The sequence below is a fragment of the Mesorhizobium sp. LNHC229A00 genome, assembly GCF_000502415.1.
In the GTDB taxonomy this organism is placed as follows: Bacteria; Pseudomonadota; Alphaproteobacteria; order Rhizobiales; family Rhizobiaceae; genus Mesorhizobium.
Genome location: NZ_AYWQ01000021.1, coordinates 1 through 16,241 on the forward strand (window position 1 = coordinate 1; position 16,241 = coordinate 16,241).

Sequence of the window (16,241 nt, forward strand, 5' to 3'; positions counted from 1 at the left end):
TCTCTTCATCAGTCCGTCCTTCGATCAAGGGCCGGACTCTAATCTCAGATGGAGGAAATTCTTAGGGGCAGGTCACAGCCAAGCCCGTCAGTTTTTCGATCGCGAGGCACCAGGCGTGCTCCTGAGTCATCGGTGCCACGTAGTCGAGGCGGTCGAAGTAAGGCAGGGCCTGAAGGTAGGTTTTGGTTTCGATCAGTTTTNCCACCCGTTCGACGACCTCTCCATCCAGTTCAAGAACCAAGCGAAGCACGCCGTGTGCGGCAGGGTGTTGGGGCCGAAATTGATATTGAAATTTCGGACGGTGTTGTCTGCCATGCAGGCGCTCCTCGGGAGCCCGCCTAACTTCTCGCCTAAGCCGTTGTTCCACTAGGGCGGAGTGCATTTCGCGACGGATGATCCAGGCGTTGCATCATCACCCACCGCTTCCACCAAACGCCCAAGGAAGTCCACTAGACCGGCTTCAAGATCATCGCCTGCGCCAACGAGCACTGAAATGCCCCACCGCCCAAGCACGGCCTCCTCCACGGGGTTGCGGCTGGCCATGAAGATGAACGAAGGGGGACGATCCTTCTCGTATCCAGAGCGATGCCAGGTCTGCCAAAGCCGGTGCAACAGCAGTCGAATGTTTGGATCCGAAAGGCTGTAGCCAACGAACAGGATCGTGCTGCCGAGCGCATCCGACCGAAAGCGCACGTCGAGGGGAGAGTTGAACGAGAGGCGATCGAGATAGTCCGTTTCGGTGAGGACAAGAGACGAGTCCTCGTCGAAGTCACCGTGAAACTTCACAATGTGCGTAACGCCTCGACGGGCGTGGGCAACATCACGTGCGTTGGCCACTTTCACGTACTCTTGACCGTAAATCTCAAAAGCGAGTTCCAGGTTTCTGTCATAGTTCGTCGTATAGATGACGGGAAAATCGAGCGTCACGATGAGACGGTGCAACTCCGATTTCTCGATCCGTTCCTTGGCGACAGACCAGTTTCTGTCCATCCAACTGCGAAGTGGTCCGATGCTGCCATGCTTGATCCGATAGTATTCGGCCAAGGTCTGAAAACGATCGCGCCGCATGGAAAATTCATCGTCGACGCCGAGCTCCTTTGCCATTCGTTCTATGAGCTTCTCCCAAGACGGAAGTCCAACGCTGATCGATAGCCCCGCCCCCACAAACAAGATTGCGCTGCGATGACGAATTGCGTTGGCGAGCGAATCTATAGGATCATCGTTCATGGCTAAGTCCTTCGAAACCGTTCGCGCACGTCGACCTGAGCGCATGGAGAGTGCCCGGCCCGAGCGATGGAAGCGGCTCCACAATTCGAGTCAGCATGGCGCGTACCGCCAACAGGGTGCTTCGCCGCTATCGCCCAAATCGGCTCCGCCATGCACCCGCCCGCCCGTAGGACTCGGCCCTTGCTCTCCTGCCGAGCCACTTGCCGCCAAAACTGAAGTGGCGGTCGCCGACACTGGCTGTGAGAGGCAATCGGCGCTGTTACGGCTTTCTGGTCGTGTTGTTCCAGTTCTGCGCCAGCGAAATTGCGCCTGATTCTATCGAGCTTCGCATTCACCAACAGGTTGCGCCGCTTCGCGCCGATAAAGATGGAGAAGCAGTAGATGATCGTAAGAACAGAGATGATTGTCATTCCGGCCTAAACACCAGTGGCCGAAGATGTTCCATGTGGCTGGGAAAATTCCAACGAGCCGGTGCTTTTAACTGCCGGAACTGTTGGCCGATGGCGGATCGCTTGGCGTCCAGGCGGCCTTCGCATCGTCAAAGACAGCTGCAGGTGCTGATGAGCTCTATTACGCCCACGGCGTAAAGCGTGACCAGCAGCGCAACCGTGATCAGGAAGCCTGGATGCGCGAAAACGGCAAGATCCTTCTTCAGCTGTTCCATGCCTGCAAACGGCGAACAGGCCAGACAGTTCCGATTCTCTCCGCCCGCCCGCCCAACATCCCTTTTGTTTCCGTGGAACTTGCAACAAGAGAGCGGATCGTGCGTTGCTCGCAGTGAGGAGCAGTGAAGATGGCAGATGATAAAGCGAGCGCGACTTTCTCGACAGGAGCCGGAATTTGTCGGACGACAGCGTCGAAGACTTCGCCCGGCAAACCGGCGTCACAGCGGAACAGGTTCGCGAGCTGATCAAGGCGACCGGAAGAGATCGCGCCGCCTTGGTGGCGGCTGCAGCGCAGTTGCGGGCGCTATCAAATGGGGGCCGCTTACCCAGGACTAGAAGCGAAGTCGACGATGAAGACGGCGGTATTTGGGGGTGGCGCAACGTGCTTGCGAGCGCTCCAGAGTGGTTCCCCACTGATAAAGCAGCGTCGGTTCGCTCCAATCTTTAAGGACTGCTCGCCTTGGACAGCTCCTTACAAGGCGCCCGGTCTGGAATGGCTCCAAAAATTCTCTCGACGCACCGGAACATCGGTCCGCCCTTGCGGTTCGAAAGGCAGTCGATCCGACAAAGCATCGGCCNGTTCGCTCCAATCTTTAAGGACTGCTCGCCTTGGACAGCTCCTTACAAGGCGCCCGGTCTGGAATGGCTCCAAAATTTCTCTCGACGCACCGGAACATCGGTCCGCCCTTGCGGTTCGAAAGGCAGTCGATCCGACAAAGCATCGGCCCGCTTAGGACGTGCGCGGGGCCCCACCCTCAGATCTTGCGAACAGAGGAGCGAGCTATGCGAGCGTTGGTCTGGCACGGCAAGGAAGACGTACGCTGCGATCAGGTTTCGGATCCAGAAATTGAGGATGAACGTGACGCGATCATCAGGGTGACGAGTTGCGCCATATGTGGCTCTGACCTTCACCTCTACCACAACTATGTGCCAGCCATGCTGCCCGGCGACATCATGGGCCACGAGATGATGGGAGAGGTCGTCGAGGTCGGCAAGGGCGTCGACGGCGCTCTGAAGAAGGGAGACCGCATTGTCGTACCGTTCACCATCATCTGCGGCCAGTGCGACCAGTGCAAGCGACAGAACTTTTCGGTTTGCGAACGTACGAACCGCAACAAGAATCTCGGCGACAAGGTTTTCGGGCACCCCACGGCGGGTCTGTTCGGCTACACTCATTTGACCGGCGGCTATCCCGGGGGACAGGCGGAATACATGCGGGTGCCGTTCGCCGACGCCACGCACGTAAAGGTGCCTGACAGCCTCACCGACGAGCAGGTCCTTTTCCTCGGCGATATTCTTCCCACCGGATGGCAAGCGGCGGCACAGTGCGACATTGAGCCCACCGATACGGTTGCGGTGTGGGGCTGCGGGCCAGTCGGGCAGATGGCGATACGCAGCGCCCTGCTTCTCGGCGCCAAACAGGTGGTGGCGATCGATCGCCTGCCGGAACGGCTGTCCATGGCCGCGGCCGGCGGTGCCATCACTATCAATTTCGCCCAGGAAAGTGTCGTCGAACGGCTGCAGGAACTCACCGCCGGAAAGGGCCCAGATAAGTGCATCGATTGCGTCGGCATGGAAAGCCACGTCTCGCTGGCCCAGCCCGACACCGTCTACGATCGCGCAAAGCAGTTGATGCTGATGGAAAACGATCGACCGCATGTGTTGCGCGAGATGATTTATGTCTGCCGGCCGGCCGGAGTGATCTCGATTCCCGGTGTCTATAGTGGGCTGGTCGACAAGATTCCGATCGGACAGGCAATGAACAAGGGGCTCACCTTCCGCATGGGGCAGACCCATGTCAACCGTTGGACCGAGGGTCTGTTGCGCCTCATCGAAGATGGCCAGATCGACCCCTCCTTCGTCATCACCCATACCGTCGGGCTCGAGCAGGGACCCGAAATGTACAAGGTGTTCCGCGACAAGCAGGACAGCTGCATCAAGGTCGTATTGAAGCCGTAGGAAAACCGTCATGAACGTGGTTGCGAAGCTTACCAATGTCACCCGATCGCCTGGCGATCCTAAAGTGCTGAAAGCTGGGCCAAGTGTGGTCGGCGCCTCGGAAAAACTTGCCCGCAGGCTCGGCTGGTTCAGCATCGCGCTAGGTGTCGCGGAGCTTGTCGGCGGCGAGCGGATCGCCCGAGCGCTCGGCATGAGCGGCAAGGAAGATCTCATCCGTGCTTATGGGGCGCGGGAGATAAGCAGCGGCATACTCTCACTTTCAGTGGACAAGCAGGCCGGGCTGTGGAGCCGGGTCGCCGGCGACGGCCTGGACATTGCAACGTTGCTGACAGCGTATCGGCATGACAACCCCAAGCGCGACAATGTGGGCCTTGCGCTTGCCATGTTCGCCGGCATCACATTGCTCGACATCATCGGTGCGAAGGGCGTGACCGCGCGACACTCTCGCGGCGGGACCAGGCCGCGCGACTACGGCGATCGCAGCGGCTTCCCCAGAGGCACTGCCGCAGCCCGCGACTTTGCCCGGTCGCAGCGTAGCCAGGACGCCGGCGCGGCCTGACAGAGCGTCCCTGGCGAGATGCGACCTGCGATAGGTCGCTTCTCGCTAGGCCACAACGCCTTGGGTGGTTGGTTTGGTGTCGGAAAGGGCCTGGCGTCTTGGTATGGCGCCGTTTGTGACGGGCGTGGCAGCACGAAGAAGCAGCGATACCGCCCCGGGTGGAGCGTTCCATGTCCTGCCCGGTAGGTCCTTATGCCGAGCCGCGTTCGGGCAGCTCGGTCTCTTCCGCAACCTCTTTTTGCAGGTCTCGGCGCAAGCGTTCCGCTGCGTCGGATTTTCGTCGCATGTCCGCTCGAGTTCGCGATCGATAGTCTCGCGAGACCCCTCCACCGGATCCTGTTGCGGAGATGATTTCGGGCCGGCTTCGATCTTGCCTCTCGCTGGGAGCGGCGCGGAAGGGAGATTTCGGCATCTTCAGCTTCCCTTCGTCCGTCGTCACACCTCGACATTTGGAATGAAGTTGTGGCATCCCCGCCCAACAGGATCGTGGATGATTTGTTCCGAGACAGGACCCTGCGGGGTCTTTTGGCCCTTTTGGCCCGCCCGCATCAGTTTCGATCCGCTCCCGGGCCCGGGACATTCGAGGCGATTGAAAGTTCGGCTAAGACAGATGTCCAGGTCTTTTCTCCCCAACCTCACCCTCGGAAGCCCTCATTCGCAAGCTGCAGTGAATCTCTGAGCTGCGGGAATCCGATCTGGCTGTCCTGAGAGGAATCCCGATCCAGGAGAAGGAATTTCAGGCCAATCATGACCTTGTCCGTGAGGGCGACCGGCCTTCCCATTCGTTTGTCCTCATCGACGGCCTGGTCGGCTCCACCAAATATACCGGGAGGGTAAGCGGCAGATCACACATTCTTCGTGACGGCGACATCCAGATCTGCACGGACAACAACTTTCGGTGATGGACTGCAGCTTGTCGACCCTGACGCCATCGCGTGTCGGCTTCATGCGGCACGACACGCTGCGCGCCATCTGCGAACAGCATCTTGCACCGGCGACAGCGTTCTGGCGGTCGCTGATCGACGCCGCCATCTGCAGGGAATGGGTCATCAATGTCGGACTGCGCGAGGCCTTTTCGCGCCTGGCTCACATGTCGTGTGAGCTGATCTACCGGCTGCGTTCGGCCGGGCGCATCGAGGGCCACGTAGCGGAAATTCCGTCAGGGATGAAAGCGGCGAAAAACTGTTGAAGCTCTGCATTTGTCTGCAGGTTAAGCGCGGTGGGATGACAGGCCTCGAAAGCCACTGCCAAGTCTGGTGCCAGGCATCTCTTGCGAGTTTGCGGTCTAGAAAACGATCGCCAAACCGCAGTTCGAGCCAGGCAGCGGAGCTGCCTGACCCGATCCCTGTGTCGGCCCGCCCACGGCGCGGGTGCTCGACCGCCAGCAGGCGATAAAATTGGGGCGATCGCATCGGTGGGCAAGAAGGCCAACCAGAACACCGAGCCTCGGGCGGATCGCGAACGGCCATCGAAGCGAAATACTTTGACCGAAAGTGCGGCCTCCCCAGGACGAGGCACTCAAGATTCTCAAGAATACCGGGCGCAGGATGATGAGGAAGCGAAACGGCGGTCAGGCGACCGGTAGAAGCAATCGCCGCTTGACCGTCCCAACCGATGGCGGCGCATGATCTACCTCGACACCTTTTCAACAATCCGCTTCATGCCGCGGGCCGGGCTCCGTCTAGACCGGCAGACGCAGCCGAGCGACCATTGCGGCATGCGGCCGAGGCACCTTGCTGTCGAGCGGAATGCATGGCTGCGTCGGGTGGCCGAAGATGAAACGTTCCTTCACGGATAGGAATGCTGCAGATCCACCGCGGGGTTAGTAGACCCTATCTGATGCGGCGGGCCCGGCAACGCCACTGTACCGGTATGTGAGCAGCCGAAAAGCAGCGCGATCTGGTCTCACAACAGCTTGCCCACGAGGCTCTGAAGAGGTCCTTCCAGCGCCGCGGCCCCCGACCGCCGTCTCGTCAACATGATCGCCGAAAGCGCTGTGACTGTGGCCGCAATCCCTTCGATCGTTCAGGCGAGAACGCCGGTTAAGGCGAGGCAGGCGCCTCGGCGATCTTTTGCAGCAAATTCCTGCAGGCTCTGCTGCGGATCCATCGCCGGCGTGACCCGACGCCCTCGGGAGGCGGTTCTCGGCCGCTTGGGTGTCGGGCGAATCGGAATCTATTGTAGGCTCCCGGCCGGGGGGCAATGGCGACGCCGGCGAACCGGCTGGGCGCAAGCACTCTGCCCTTCCCCAGGCTGCCCTGATCGATGATGGTCAGCGTGCAACTGGCGAGAGCGCGTCGCTGCTGTCTCCTTTGTGCTTACCGAAAAAACGTCCGAGATCGGCCCGGGCCGGAAGATCTTTGCATGGCCGATGGCCAGCCGAGCCTTACTGCGAGTGGCAGCAAGGTGTGACGGAATGCCGAACCTATCAGCGGTACGGCCGGTAGTGCTGCAAGAGCGAGCCCCGGCTTCGGTGAGGGATAGTAATAACCCGAGACGAACACCAGGCCGGCGACCGAGGGAGCATGCCTGCGGGCCATCTCCAGCGCAATCCAAGCGCCCCAGGAATGTCCGAGCACGAGATCTTTGTGGACGCCGAGGTTGGCGGCGGCCTCGTGGAAGAGGTCGGCCTGCTCGCACGCAGACCAGCGTTTTCGAGCCGGTCGCGTGCTTCCGCCGAAGCCAGGCCGGTCGAAGGCGAGGACCCGATGTTTGGCACTCGCCAGGTCGAGCACGCCGCTAACCGCAAAATCCTCCGTAACCGAGCCACTCCCATGTAGCAGGAGCAAAGGAGGCCCGCTGCCTTTCTCGATGATGCTCAGGTCCACCCCGTCGATCCTCAGAGTGCGTCCCATGCAACGGGGAGCCAAGGCCTTCCTGGCGCGCGCGTGATTGTATGCCGCCGGCGACACGGCGGCAGCGCAAACGGCGTGGCGAGCTTTATCCGGTTTGAAAACAAACTGAACTCCAGCGCTGGGTCTACAGTGGTCCACCGTTGCGTCGCGGTTGCGCATCCGCATCGGCGTCGCCTAACCCGCCGTATCTTTGCCATCAGGTATCGAAGTCTCATGGAACCCCTGCCGGACGTCGCTTTCCGAGATCGAAGGCATCGCCGGAGCTCAGCACGTGAACCCTCAGATCATGAATGGAAAGGGCGGCATCAGGTTCGCCTTCCGCGATGTTGGAATGTGTCACGCCGGCTGCATCGACCAGATAGACAGCGCCGCTGCCAATGACCTTAAACATCTCGCCCTTCACCACGATTGCGGTGTCTTCATCGATGCCGATGCCGAGGACGCGCGGGTTCTGCGACACCGCCCCGATGAGCCGCCCAATGCGGCCCCGCTCCGCAAAGTGCTGGTCAATGATCACATTCGGCAGCAGGCCCAGCCCGGGAGCCATGCGAATGTGGCCGATCCGAAAGGACGCCGCGTTCGGTCCCCTCACCATCATCGTCTCGCTCATGACCGACGCGCCGGCGGACGTGCCGGCAACGATGCCTCCGGCTTCATAGATTTCGTGCACCCGCTCGTCGATAGGCGTGTCGCCGATCTGGCTGGTGATCCGGAGCTGGTCGCCACCGGAGAAGAACACCGCACTCACGTCTGCAAGCGCACTTATTTTTTTTTCATGAGCTGCCTCGAGGCGGTCGTTGACGTAGAGTTCGATGACATCCTTGATGCCCAGCTCACCGAAGGACTTCTGATACTTCTCGAGATAGCCATCCGGTTCATGAGACGCGATGGTGGCAAGCACCAGGCGCCCGTTCGGAACCAGGCTCGCTACCTCCTTCAAGATGACACGATCGCCATCATGGTCCTCGTGGCCGCCGATGATGACGAGCGTTCCGGCTTTACCGTTCGAGGATCGCTTTTTCTTCCTATCGGTCATTTGCCCACGTCTTTCTTGCGCAGGAAAACGTGCGGGTGGTTGTCCTCGCTGGTCATGAATGCGACTGCGAACTCCCGGCTGTTATGCGCCCATCCAGACATGCCGGTCGCGGTAAGCACGATGGCTCCGGCTTCGCCGCCGATCGCCTCGACTTCGTTGAGCGCGGGATTCAGCACCTGCTCCAGGCCGCTCTCAGCCTGTCCCGAGGACAGTGCCTGCCGCGCCGAGAGTGCCTGCATGACGTGAGCGGCGAGAGCCTTTCGCGCGATATGCTCACCGTCTCCCGAAAGGGCCACGGCTCCCAACCGGTTGTCGGCATAGTAGCCGCAACCAGGTTGCGGAGAATCTCCCACACGACCCGGAGCACTGCCGTCCAGTCCGCCGGTCGAAGTGCCAACAGCGATGCCCCCGTACTGATCCAGGGCAACCACACCGATCGTATCCTTCGCCTCCGACTTGCTGGAGGCCTCGCGCTGCTGCGGCGTGATCAAATCCGCCGGATGGCAAAGCTCCAGCTGCTTGTCGGCGGCGAAACGCCGGGCCCCCTCCGATGCCAGCAGGATTGGCTTCTCGTGCAGCATGGCTTTCGCGACACTGATGGGATGGCGCACGCCCTTGATCACTGCGACGGCACCCACATTGAAGTCCCTGCCCTCCATCAAGCCAGCGCACATCTCGACCTCGCCGTCCGAATTGAGGGCACTTCCATATCCCGCATTGAACGTCGGGTCCGCCTCGAGGACACGACCGGCAGCTTCCACCGCATCGACCGCGGTTCCGCCGCCGGCCAGGACGGCCCGACCTGCCTCGAGTGCCTCGATGCATCCATTGCGATGCGCCTCCTCTTCTTGCGGATCGATCTCCTTGGCGCCGCCATGCAGGATTAGCGACCACATCAGCCGGCCCTCAGATGGCGAACATGGGTCTGATCAGGCCCTCGCCTCGAAGGCGTCGCGCCTCCGAAGCCGGTCACCTGTCGCCACACAGCCTCAACGTCGTCGACGGTGAGCACGACAAGGTCGTTCTCACGTGCAAGCCGGAGACACACGTCGACGGCCTCCTTCTCGGGACAGACGGCGTGTATGCGGCCTGGGGCGCAGCCGGCGGTCAAGGCACCTTCCCGCAGCAAGCCGGCGNATTGTGCGCATAGTCGACAATAGTGCGGAAATCATGCCCGTCGAAGACGTTGAGGCGACCGGGAGATTGCTCGAACGAGGTGCTAAACTCGCCCAGCGCCGCCCGGATCGTTGCCGCCGGAATGTCGTGGCAATGCGCCATCGCGACGGCTGCCAGGCTGTTGGCAACGTTGAATTCGGCCGAACCCTCGAAGGTCGCGGGGATTTCGTCGACGCTCATCAAGAACATCGACTCCCCATCCTCGTGGATGAAAATGTCCCAACCGTCGCTGCCGGGCTCCCGGGTCACGGCGCGGCCGCCTTCCGCCAGGTGGCTACGCAAGAAATCGGGCCACTCGCTCCTGCTCGCCAGCGAGAAGTAGCAGATCCTGCCGCCCGCATCGCGCGACATTGCGGACGTGTGGACATCATCGGCATTGAGAACGCTCCATCCGCCGCGGCGGACGGACTCGGCGACGACCGACTTCACTTCGGCCAGATCTTCGATGGTGTCGATGCCCTTCAGCCCGAGATGATCGCCATGGACGTTCAGCACCGCGCCAACGTCGCACGCGCCGAAGGCGAGCCCTTCGCGTAGGATCCCGCCGCGTGCACATTCCAGCACCGCGACATCGACGCCCGGCTCGCGCAGCACTATCCTGGCGCTTTGCGGACCCGAGCAGTCGCCTGCGATGATTCGTTCGCCGTTCAGGTACACGCCGGTGGTCGAGGTGAGCCCGACAGTTGCACCATTCGCCTGCAGGATGTGCGCCAGCATTCTGGCGGTGGTCGACTTGCCGTTTGTCCCTGTGATCGCGAAAATCGGAATGCGGCCGTCCTTGCCACCCCTGAAGAGTAGATCGAGCACCGGCCGTGCCACGTTGCGGGCGCGACCCGAGGAAGGCTCGAGATGCATGCGGAACCCGGGACCGGCGTTCACCTCTATGATGCCACCGCCGGTCTCGCTGACCGGCCGTGAGATGTCGGGGCAGACAAAGTCGATCCCGGCAATATCGAGACCGACGATCTGTGCCGCCCGCCTGGCGATCAGCGCGTTTTCGGGATGGATTTCTTCCGTCCGGTCGATCGCCGTCCCGCCGGTGGAGAGGTTGGCGGTGGGCCGCAACAGCACCATTTGACCAGGCACTGGAACGCTCGCCAGGGTGAGCTGCGATTTTGACAGGAAATGCTCGACGCGTTCGTCGATCTCAATGCGGGTCAATACCGAGGAATGGCCCTCTCCCCTCCGCGGATCGCGGTTCGTCTCTTCGACGAGCTGGGCGACAGAACTCCGGCCATCGCCGACCACATGGGCCGGAACCCTCTCGGCAAGCGCCACCACCTTTCCGCCGATCACCAGGATCCTGTGGTCCAAGCCGACGAAATGCTTCTCGACGATAACGCTGCGGCTGTGTTCTCGCGCCTGTTCGAAGCCCCAGCGGACGTCGTCTTCTGTTGCGAGACCGATGTTGACGCCGCTTCCATGATTGCCATCGAGTGGTTTGGTGACCACAGGGTAGCCCAGCCGTGCTGCTGCTGCGACCGCGTCCTGCGCCGATCGCACCAGTTCCCCGCGTGGCACCGGTAGCCCCGCCTGTTTCAGCAGGAATTTGGTCAAGTCCTTGTCCGAGGCGATCTCGGTCGCAATCTCGGAAGTGAGGTCGCTGCAACTGGCGCGGATCCGCTTCTGGTGCTTTCCGTGACCAAACAGCACGAGGCTGCTGTCGTCGATCCGCGCCGTGGGAATGCCCCGTCTCTCGGCCTCGCGCACCAAGGAAGCAGTCGTGGGGCCTAAGGCACGCTCGGCGGCCAGGCGCTTGAGCTGCTGCAGCCTAGCTGCGAACTCGAATGGCCCCTGCGTTTCCGCAATGTCGCCGAGCCCATCAACGCCACGCAGATTGGCCGGCAACAGGCTGTCCACCAGTTCAAGCGCGAGGCGTCCCGCAAGCAGCCCGACAAGCTCATCCTTATAGGCGAACATGACGTTGTAAGTGCCCGGACTGCCTTTGACCGACCGTGTCTTTCCTCGTGTCACCCGGTCACCGAGCATTCTCTGCAGTTCCAGGGCGACATGCTCGACGACGTGGCCGAGCCAGGTTCCTTCCTGCATGCGGCGGACAAACCCGCCGGCGACGCCATAGCTGCAGCCATGGGCCGCAAGGCCGGGCAACAGGCGAACAATGTTTTCGGTGAATCCGGGCAGTTTGTCTGTCGGGAACGCTTCAAGGTCTCCGAGGTCTATCCGGATCTGGACCATAGGTGTCATGCTGTAAAGATGGGGGCCGCGGAACACCCGAGCGTCCTCGACACGGATAGTGCGAAAACGCGAAGCGTTTCGATGAATTTCGGTGTCCGACATAGTCCGTTTCTCCTGACTAATCCCGCAACTTGTTGAGGGTCGGTCAGTTCCCGGCTACGAGATGCAAATCTTTTTGCAGGACAGGGAAACAAAAAGCCCTTTTAACATATGTTGGCCAAAGAACAGAGTCTAATCATCCTACCTGCCGCGAGGGGCAGGCCAAGCATTCCGGCTGCTCGTTCCTAAGCATTCGCCCGCCACGCCTCGGCCCATTGGAGGCGAGCCCCGACCAGGATGGCGTACAAACCACGGACTGTACAGAGATCCCAGCTACCGAGTGCCGTATGCCGGGCTTGGGCTCGTGGCGACCGCTTTAAGCGCAGCATCGAGGCGTTTAGATTTTCAACGCCGGACGGCCACGGGGGAACATTTCCAAATGCCCTGTGTTTGGCGCCACCCTTGCACAACGGAAGTACGGCCATGCAGCGTCGGAATCTGGTTAAGGCCGCGCTGGTCAAAGAGATCGAGGCGGTCCGCCTCAGCATCTCGCTCCTTGAAAGCGAGTTGTGGAAAGCTGGCAGACCCAAGAAGATTGGATGGCGTTCAGGATACGAGCTAGCCGCTCAAAAACCTCGCCTTGCAAACTGGAGAGCGCGCTTGCGCACTATCCGTCGGTGACGCGAGCCGGAGCATTGGACAGCAACAGCTTGAGTTGCGGGCAACGGAACCAGGTAAGTTTGGAGGAGCAAAATGGCTGACAGGCGCTCGATCAGAACTCCGTTAGCTCGAGTGCGGGGCCTTGGATCGGCTAAGCACGGAACCGAAGCGTTCATGCTGGAGCGGCTGACATCTGCTGCACTGTTGATCCTCGTTATTTACGTCGTAGCGGTCGTCATAAGGCTGATTGGAGAGCCTCGAGATGTCGTCATCCGCGTCATCGGATCGATCTATGTCGCACCCGCCCTCATCGCCTTCGTTCTGGTCAACTGCGTCCACATGCGGCTGGGCATGCAATCGATCATCGAAGACTACTGCCACGCCACCGTGCTGAAATCGGTCCTGCTGATCGCCAACTGGTTGTTTTGCTGGGCAGTAGCGCTCGTCAGCTTTTTCGCCGTGCTCGTAATCAGCTTCCGATAGCAGGTTCACGGCCTCGCGTGGCCTGCGCGCGCCTCATCTGATTTGCGGCAGCCTGTCCCATTGATGGAAAGGGGGTGGAGAGGTCAGGTCCCACTCCAATGTGGTAGCTCCTGGCCCCCACGGATTCATGCCGGCGGCTCTTTGCCGGTAGAAAGCTTCCAAGATGCCGAGGAGGAAAATCACGACACTGGCGGCCGACAGGTACGATCCATACGAGGACACCATGTTCCAGCCGGCGAATGCGTCGGGATAGTCGACATAGCGACGCGGCATGCCAGCCAATCCAAGGAAGTGATGGGGGAAGAAGACGAGGTTCACGCCGACGAAGGTCGTCCAGAAATGGATCCCAGCCAGAAGCGGATTGTAGAGATATCCCGTCATTTTCGGAAACCAGTAATACCAGCCCGCGAAAATGCCGAAGATCGCTCCCAGTGAAAGTATGTAGTGGAAATGCGCGACGACGAAGTATGTGTCGTGCAGTTCACGGTCGAGGCCGGCATTTGCGAGTTGAACGCCCGTCACGCCGCCAACGGTGAACAGGAATATAAAGCCGAGGGCCCAGAGCATCGGCGTCCGCAGGCTGATCGAACCGCCCCACATGGTTGCAATCCAGGAGAACACTTTAATCCCGGTCGGCACTGCGATCACCATCGTGGCGAAGGTGAAGTAGCGCTGGGTGTCGAGGCCTATCCCGCTGGTGTACATATGGTGGGCCCAGACGACGAAGCCGATCACTCCGATCGCCACGATTGCGTACACCATCCCCAGATACCCGAAGATCGGCTTTCGCGAGAAGGTCGAGATCACCTGGCTGACGATGCCGAACGCCGGCAGGATCATGATGTAGACTTCCGGGTGGCCGAAGAACCAGAAGAGATGCTGGTACAGCAGCGGGTCGCCTCCGCCGTCCGGCGCGAAGAACGTGGTTCCGAAATTGCGATCGGTCAGGAGCATGGTGATGGCGCCGGCCAGCACCGGCAGAGCCAGCAGCAGCAGGAAACCGGTGATGAGGATCGACCAAACGAACAGGGGCATCTTGTGCAACGTCATGCCCGGAGCGCGCATATTGAAGATCGTCGTGATGAAATTGATGGCGCCCAATATCGAGGAAGCGCCTGCAATATGAAGTGAAAGAATGACCAGATCGACGGCAGGACCGGGATGGCCCGACGTCGACAACGGCGGGTAGAGGAACCAACCGGTGCCGGGTCCATAGCCGCCGGGGACGCTGGGCATGAAGATCGACAACAAAAGCAGCATGAATGCCGGCGGCAGCAACCAGAACGATACGTTGTTCATGCGCGGGAACGCCATGTCGGGGGCGCCGATCATGATCGGAACCATCCAATTGGCGAAGCCACCGATCAGGGCGGGCATCACGGTGAAGAAGATCATGATCAGCGCGTGGGCCGTGGTGAATACGTTATAAAGTTGCTTTCCGGCATCTACCGCCTCGTCGCCTTGGTAGCCGTAGATCATCGACGCCAGTCCCGGGAAAAACTGGATGCCGGGTTGCTGCAGCTCGATTCGCATGCCCACCGACAAGAGCATCCCAATGATGCCCGCGAGGAAAGCGAAGATCAGATAAAGTGTGCCGATGTCCTTGTGGTTGGTCGAGAACAGCCACCGGGTGATGCCGCTTGGCTTATGGTCGTCGCGACTGCCTGGAACTGCCGCCGTATCTTCGCTCATGACCTTCTCCGCTTGACCTGTCCGTCAACCAGCACCCGAACCGTGCTGGAACTTGATTGTTCCCTCACCGAACCGGCGGTAGGAACATTCCACGGAAGCTGCGGTTAGGTTCCGCGGGGCCGGCCCTGCACGGCTGAGGATCCACGTCCATGCTGGCGATAATTGCTGCGAGCCTGGTTCTAACGACGGTGGTTGGCGGGCTGATATCCGCCTTCTGGATCGAGGCGCGTCATGGTCTCCATGACCCCACGCCGCCGGACATGTCTGTGCCTAGGCAATTGAACGCCCGGCTTGGAGCCGATGGTCCTGACATGGGCGCGATCACGCGACACTCGATTCGAGAACAAGAGCCGGCTGGCTGCTGCTTGGCTTCGCGCTCGGCGGTTTCGTGGACGGCATCGTCTTGCATCAGATCCTGCAATGGGATCATCTTCTCTCGGGCCTGGCCGGCCCGGCGGGCTCCGACCTGCGCTTCCAGATCATGGCCGACGGCCGGTTCCACCTGTTCATGTACGTGCTGGCGGTCACCGGCGCGGTGCTGCTGGTGCCGCCAGGGCTTCCGGCGCGCGTCCAGGGAGGACGACCGAGATCCTGCGGCTCGCCATGGTCGGGTTCGGCGTCTGGGTCGGGTCCGGCGTCTGGCATGTGTGGATTCCGCTGTGTTCCATTGGCTGCTGGGCCTGCACCGGATCAAGATGAACAGCGACATACCGCTCGCATGGGATATTGCGTGACTGATCATCTTCGGCATCGCGCCCTTGGCGTTGGTGCTGGTGCTGCCGAACCGCGGCGGACCGGCACGCGGTGCTTCGGCGGCGCTGACCAGCATCGTCCTGCTTGCAGGATTGTCAGCGGGGGCCGGACCGCTCTTCAACGGCGCGGCCAATCCCATCCTCGTCTTTCGGGCCGGCATGGAACCGGCGGCGATGATGCGGGCCATTCAAGCCGCCGACCTGAATCTCAAATGGATCGACCGCCGGCCTGGTCCGCCTATGCCGTCGACGTATCCGCCCAGTGAACTTTCTCCTTCCACCTGCTGCCTCGCTTTTTGTCATTCAAGGGGAACAAGGTGATCTCGGCGGAGTTCGGCGCCCGCTGAGTGCATTATTGAAGGAGAACAACATGCATTTTGTGAAAGCGCTTATCGCCGCGATTGCGATCAGTCTCATCAGCCCGGCAGCAATGGCTCAAACCGCGAAGAGGTCCCCGCAGGAATTTGTCAAAGCAGCTGCGAGTTCAGACATGTTGAAATCCGCTCGAGTGAATTGGCGCTGCGCAAATCGCAGACATCACGAGTGAAGGAATTCGCTCGCATGATGATTAAGGACCACACGACTTCTTCCAAGCGGCTCTTGTCGGCCGCAAAGAAGGACGACCTCCCTGTTGAACCGGAGATGACAAGCAAACATGCTGCCCAGTTGGAAGCGCTGAGCAAGGTCAGCGGCGAGTCGTTCGATAACGCCTATGTCGAGGCCAGGTGGCAGCGCATCAGGGGGCCCTGGCGCTGATGACCTCCTACGCGAAAAACGGTCGGGCAAAACATCTGGCAGCCCATGCTAAAAAGACCGCGCCGGTCATCCGGCAGCATCTCAAACATGCCCAGCAACTGAGCAAGAGCGGTTCTCAGGGCTGAGTGAGTGTCGCCTGCCTGCGGACCGGAACAGCCCTCTCCCGGTGTATAGCCTGCCGCCAAC

Annotated in this window: 13 protein-coding genes and 3 pseudogenes; 9 read left to right on the top strand and 7 right to left on the bottom strand. The window is 60.8% G+C overall.

The window, feature by feature from the left end; genetic code table 11:
- Nucleotides 1–79: 79 nt before the first annotated feature.
- Nucleotides 80–315 (bottom strand): annotated as a pseudogene (locus X742_RS1000000173035) (NADH-quinone oxidoreductase subunit D); the annotation flags it as partial.
- Nucleotides 316–366: 51 nt separating this feature from the next.
- On the bottom strand, nucleotides 367–1,227 hold the full coding sequence (locus X742_RS143970; protein ID WP_023774655.1) for an SIR2 family protein: 861 nt from the start codon (nucleotides 1,225–1,227) through the stop codon (nucleotides 367–369).
- Between the two features lie 493 nt (nucleotides 1,228–1,720).
- Here X742_RS143970 and X742_RS1000000174285 point away from each other — a divergent pair, with 493 nt between their 5' ends.
- The 5 genes from X742_RS1000000174285 (at nucleotide 1,721) to X742_RS1000000171620 (ending at nucleotide 5,599) form a co-directional block, all read left to right on the top strand.
- Entirely contained in the window at nucleotides 1,721–2,008 is a 288-nt protein-coding gene (locus X742_RS1000000174285; RefSeq protein WP_156939444.1) for a hypothetical protein, read from the top strand.
- A gap of 59 nt (nucleotides 2,009–2,067) precedes the next feature.
- Nucleotides 2,068–2,340, top strand: coding sequence for a DUF3606 domain-containing protein (locus X742_RS143965; protein ID WP_023774658.1), 273 nt, complete (start codon nucleotides 2,068–2,070; stop codon nucleotides 2,338–2,340).
- Between the two features lie 335 nt (nucleotides 2,341–2,675).
- Nucleotides 2,676–3,851, top strand: a complete 1,176-nt coding sequence (locus X742_RS143960) for a zinc-dependent alcohol dehydrogenase (RefSeq protein ID WP_023774659.1) — start codon at nucleotides 2,676–2,678, stop codon at nucleotides 3,849–3,851.
- Nucleotides 3,852–3,861: 10 nt separating this feature from the next.
- Nucleotides 3,862–4,410, top strand: coding sequence for a hypothetical protein (locus X742_RS143955; protein ID WP_023774660.1), 549 nt, complete (start codon nucleotides 3,862–3,864; stop codon nucleotides 4,408–4,410).
- 913 nt (nucleotides 4,411–5,323) lie between these two features.
- Nucleotides 5,324–5,599 (top strand): hypothetical protein, encoded by a 276-nt coding sequence (locus X742_RS1000000171620; RefSeq protein WP_156939445.1) that lies wholly within the window; start codon nucleotides 5,324–5,326, stop codon nucleotides 5,597–5,599.
- 1,129 nt (nucleotides 5,600–6,728) lie between these two features.
- On the opposite strand, the gene X742_RS1000000176010 is transcribed toward X742_RS1000000171620, so the two are convergent.
- The 4 genes from X742_RS1000000176010 to cphA all read right to left on the bottom strand — a co-directional run bounded on the left by X742_RS1000000176010 (nucleotide 6,729) and on the right by cphA (nucleotide 11,775).
- Nucleotides 6,729–7,238 (bottom strand): alpha/beta hydrolase, encoded by a 510-nt coding sequence (locus X742_RS1000000176010; RefSeq protein WP_245275616.1) that lies wholly within the window; start codon nucleotides 7,236–7,238, stop codon nucleotides 6,729–6,731.
- 238 nt (nucleotides 7,239–7,476) lie between these two features.
- The gene (locus tag X742_RS143950) at nucleotides 7,477–8,301 is read right to left on the bottom strand and encodes a cyanophycinase (RefSeq protein WP_023774665.1); all 825 of its coding nucleotides are present in this window, start codon (nucleotides 8,299–8,301) and stop codon (nucleotides 7,477–7,479) included.
- Entirely contained in the window at nucleotides 8,298–9,197 is a 900-nt protein-coding gene (locus tag X742_RS143945; protein WP_023774666.1) for an isoaspartyl peptidase/L-asparaginase family protein, read from the bottom strand. The genes X742_RS143950 and X742_RS143945 overlap by 4 nt, the downstream gene beginning before the upstream one ends.
- Before the next feature lie 211 nt (nucleotides 9,198–9,408).
- Nucleotides 9,409–11,775 (bottom strand): cyanophycin synthetase, encoded by a 2,367-nt coding sequence (gene cphA / locus X742_RS04030; protein ID WP_245275617.1) that lies wholly within the window; start codon nucleotides 11,773–11,775, stop codon nucleotides 9,409–9,411.
- Nucleotides 11,776–12,465: 690 nt separating this feature from the next.
- Between cphA and sdhD the strand changes: the two genes are divergently transcribed.
- The gene (sdhD, locus tag X742_RS0138295) at nucleotides 12,466–12,855 is read left to right on the top strand and encodes a succinate dehydrogenase, hydrophobic membrane anchor protein (protein ID WP_031241491.1); all 390 of its coding nucleotides are present in this window, start codon (nucleotides 12,466–12,468) and stop codon (nucleotides 12,853–12,855) included.
- 33 nt (nucleotides 12,856–12,888) lie between these two features.
- Here sdhD and ctaD read toward each other — a convergent pair whose 3' ends face one another.
- Entirely contained in the window at nucleotides 12,889–14,547 is a 1,659-nt protein-coding gene (gene ctaD, locus X742_RS143935; protein ID WP_023774671.1) for a cytochrome c oxidase subunit I, read from the bottom strand.
- Nucleotides 14,548–14,935: 388 nt separating this feature from the next.
- Here ctaD and X742_RS1000000176015 point away from each other — a divergent pair.
- From X742_RS1000000176015 to X742_RS1000000174950, 3 genes and pseudogenes are all read left to right on the top strand, one after another.
- Nucleotides 14,936–15,034 (top strand): annotated as a pseudogene (locus tag X742_RS1000000176015) (DUF2243 domain-containing protein); the annotation flags it as partial.
- Nucleotides 15,035–15,305: 271 nt separating this feature from the next.
- Nucleotides 15,306–15,620 (top strand): hypothetical protein, encoded by a 315-nt coding sequence (locus X742_RS1000000176020; protein ID WP_023774672.1) that lies wholly within the window; start codon nucleotides 15,306–15,308, stop codon nucleotides 15,618–15,620.
- Between the two features lie 222 nt (nucleotides 15,621–15,842).
- Nucleotides 15,843–16,180: pseudogene (locus tag X742_RS1000000174950) on the top strand (DUF4142 domain-containing protein).
- Nucleotides 16,181–16,241 lie beyond the last annotated feature (61 nt).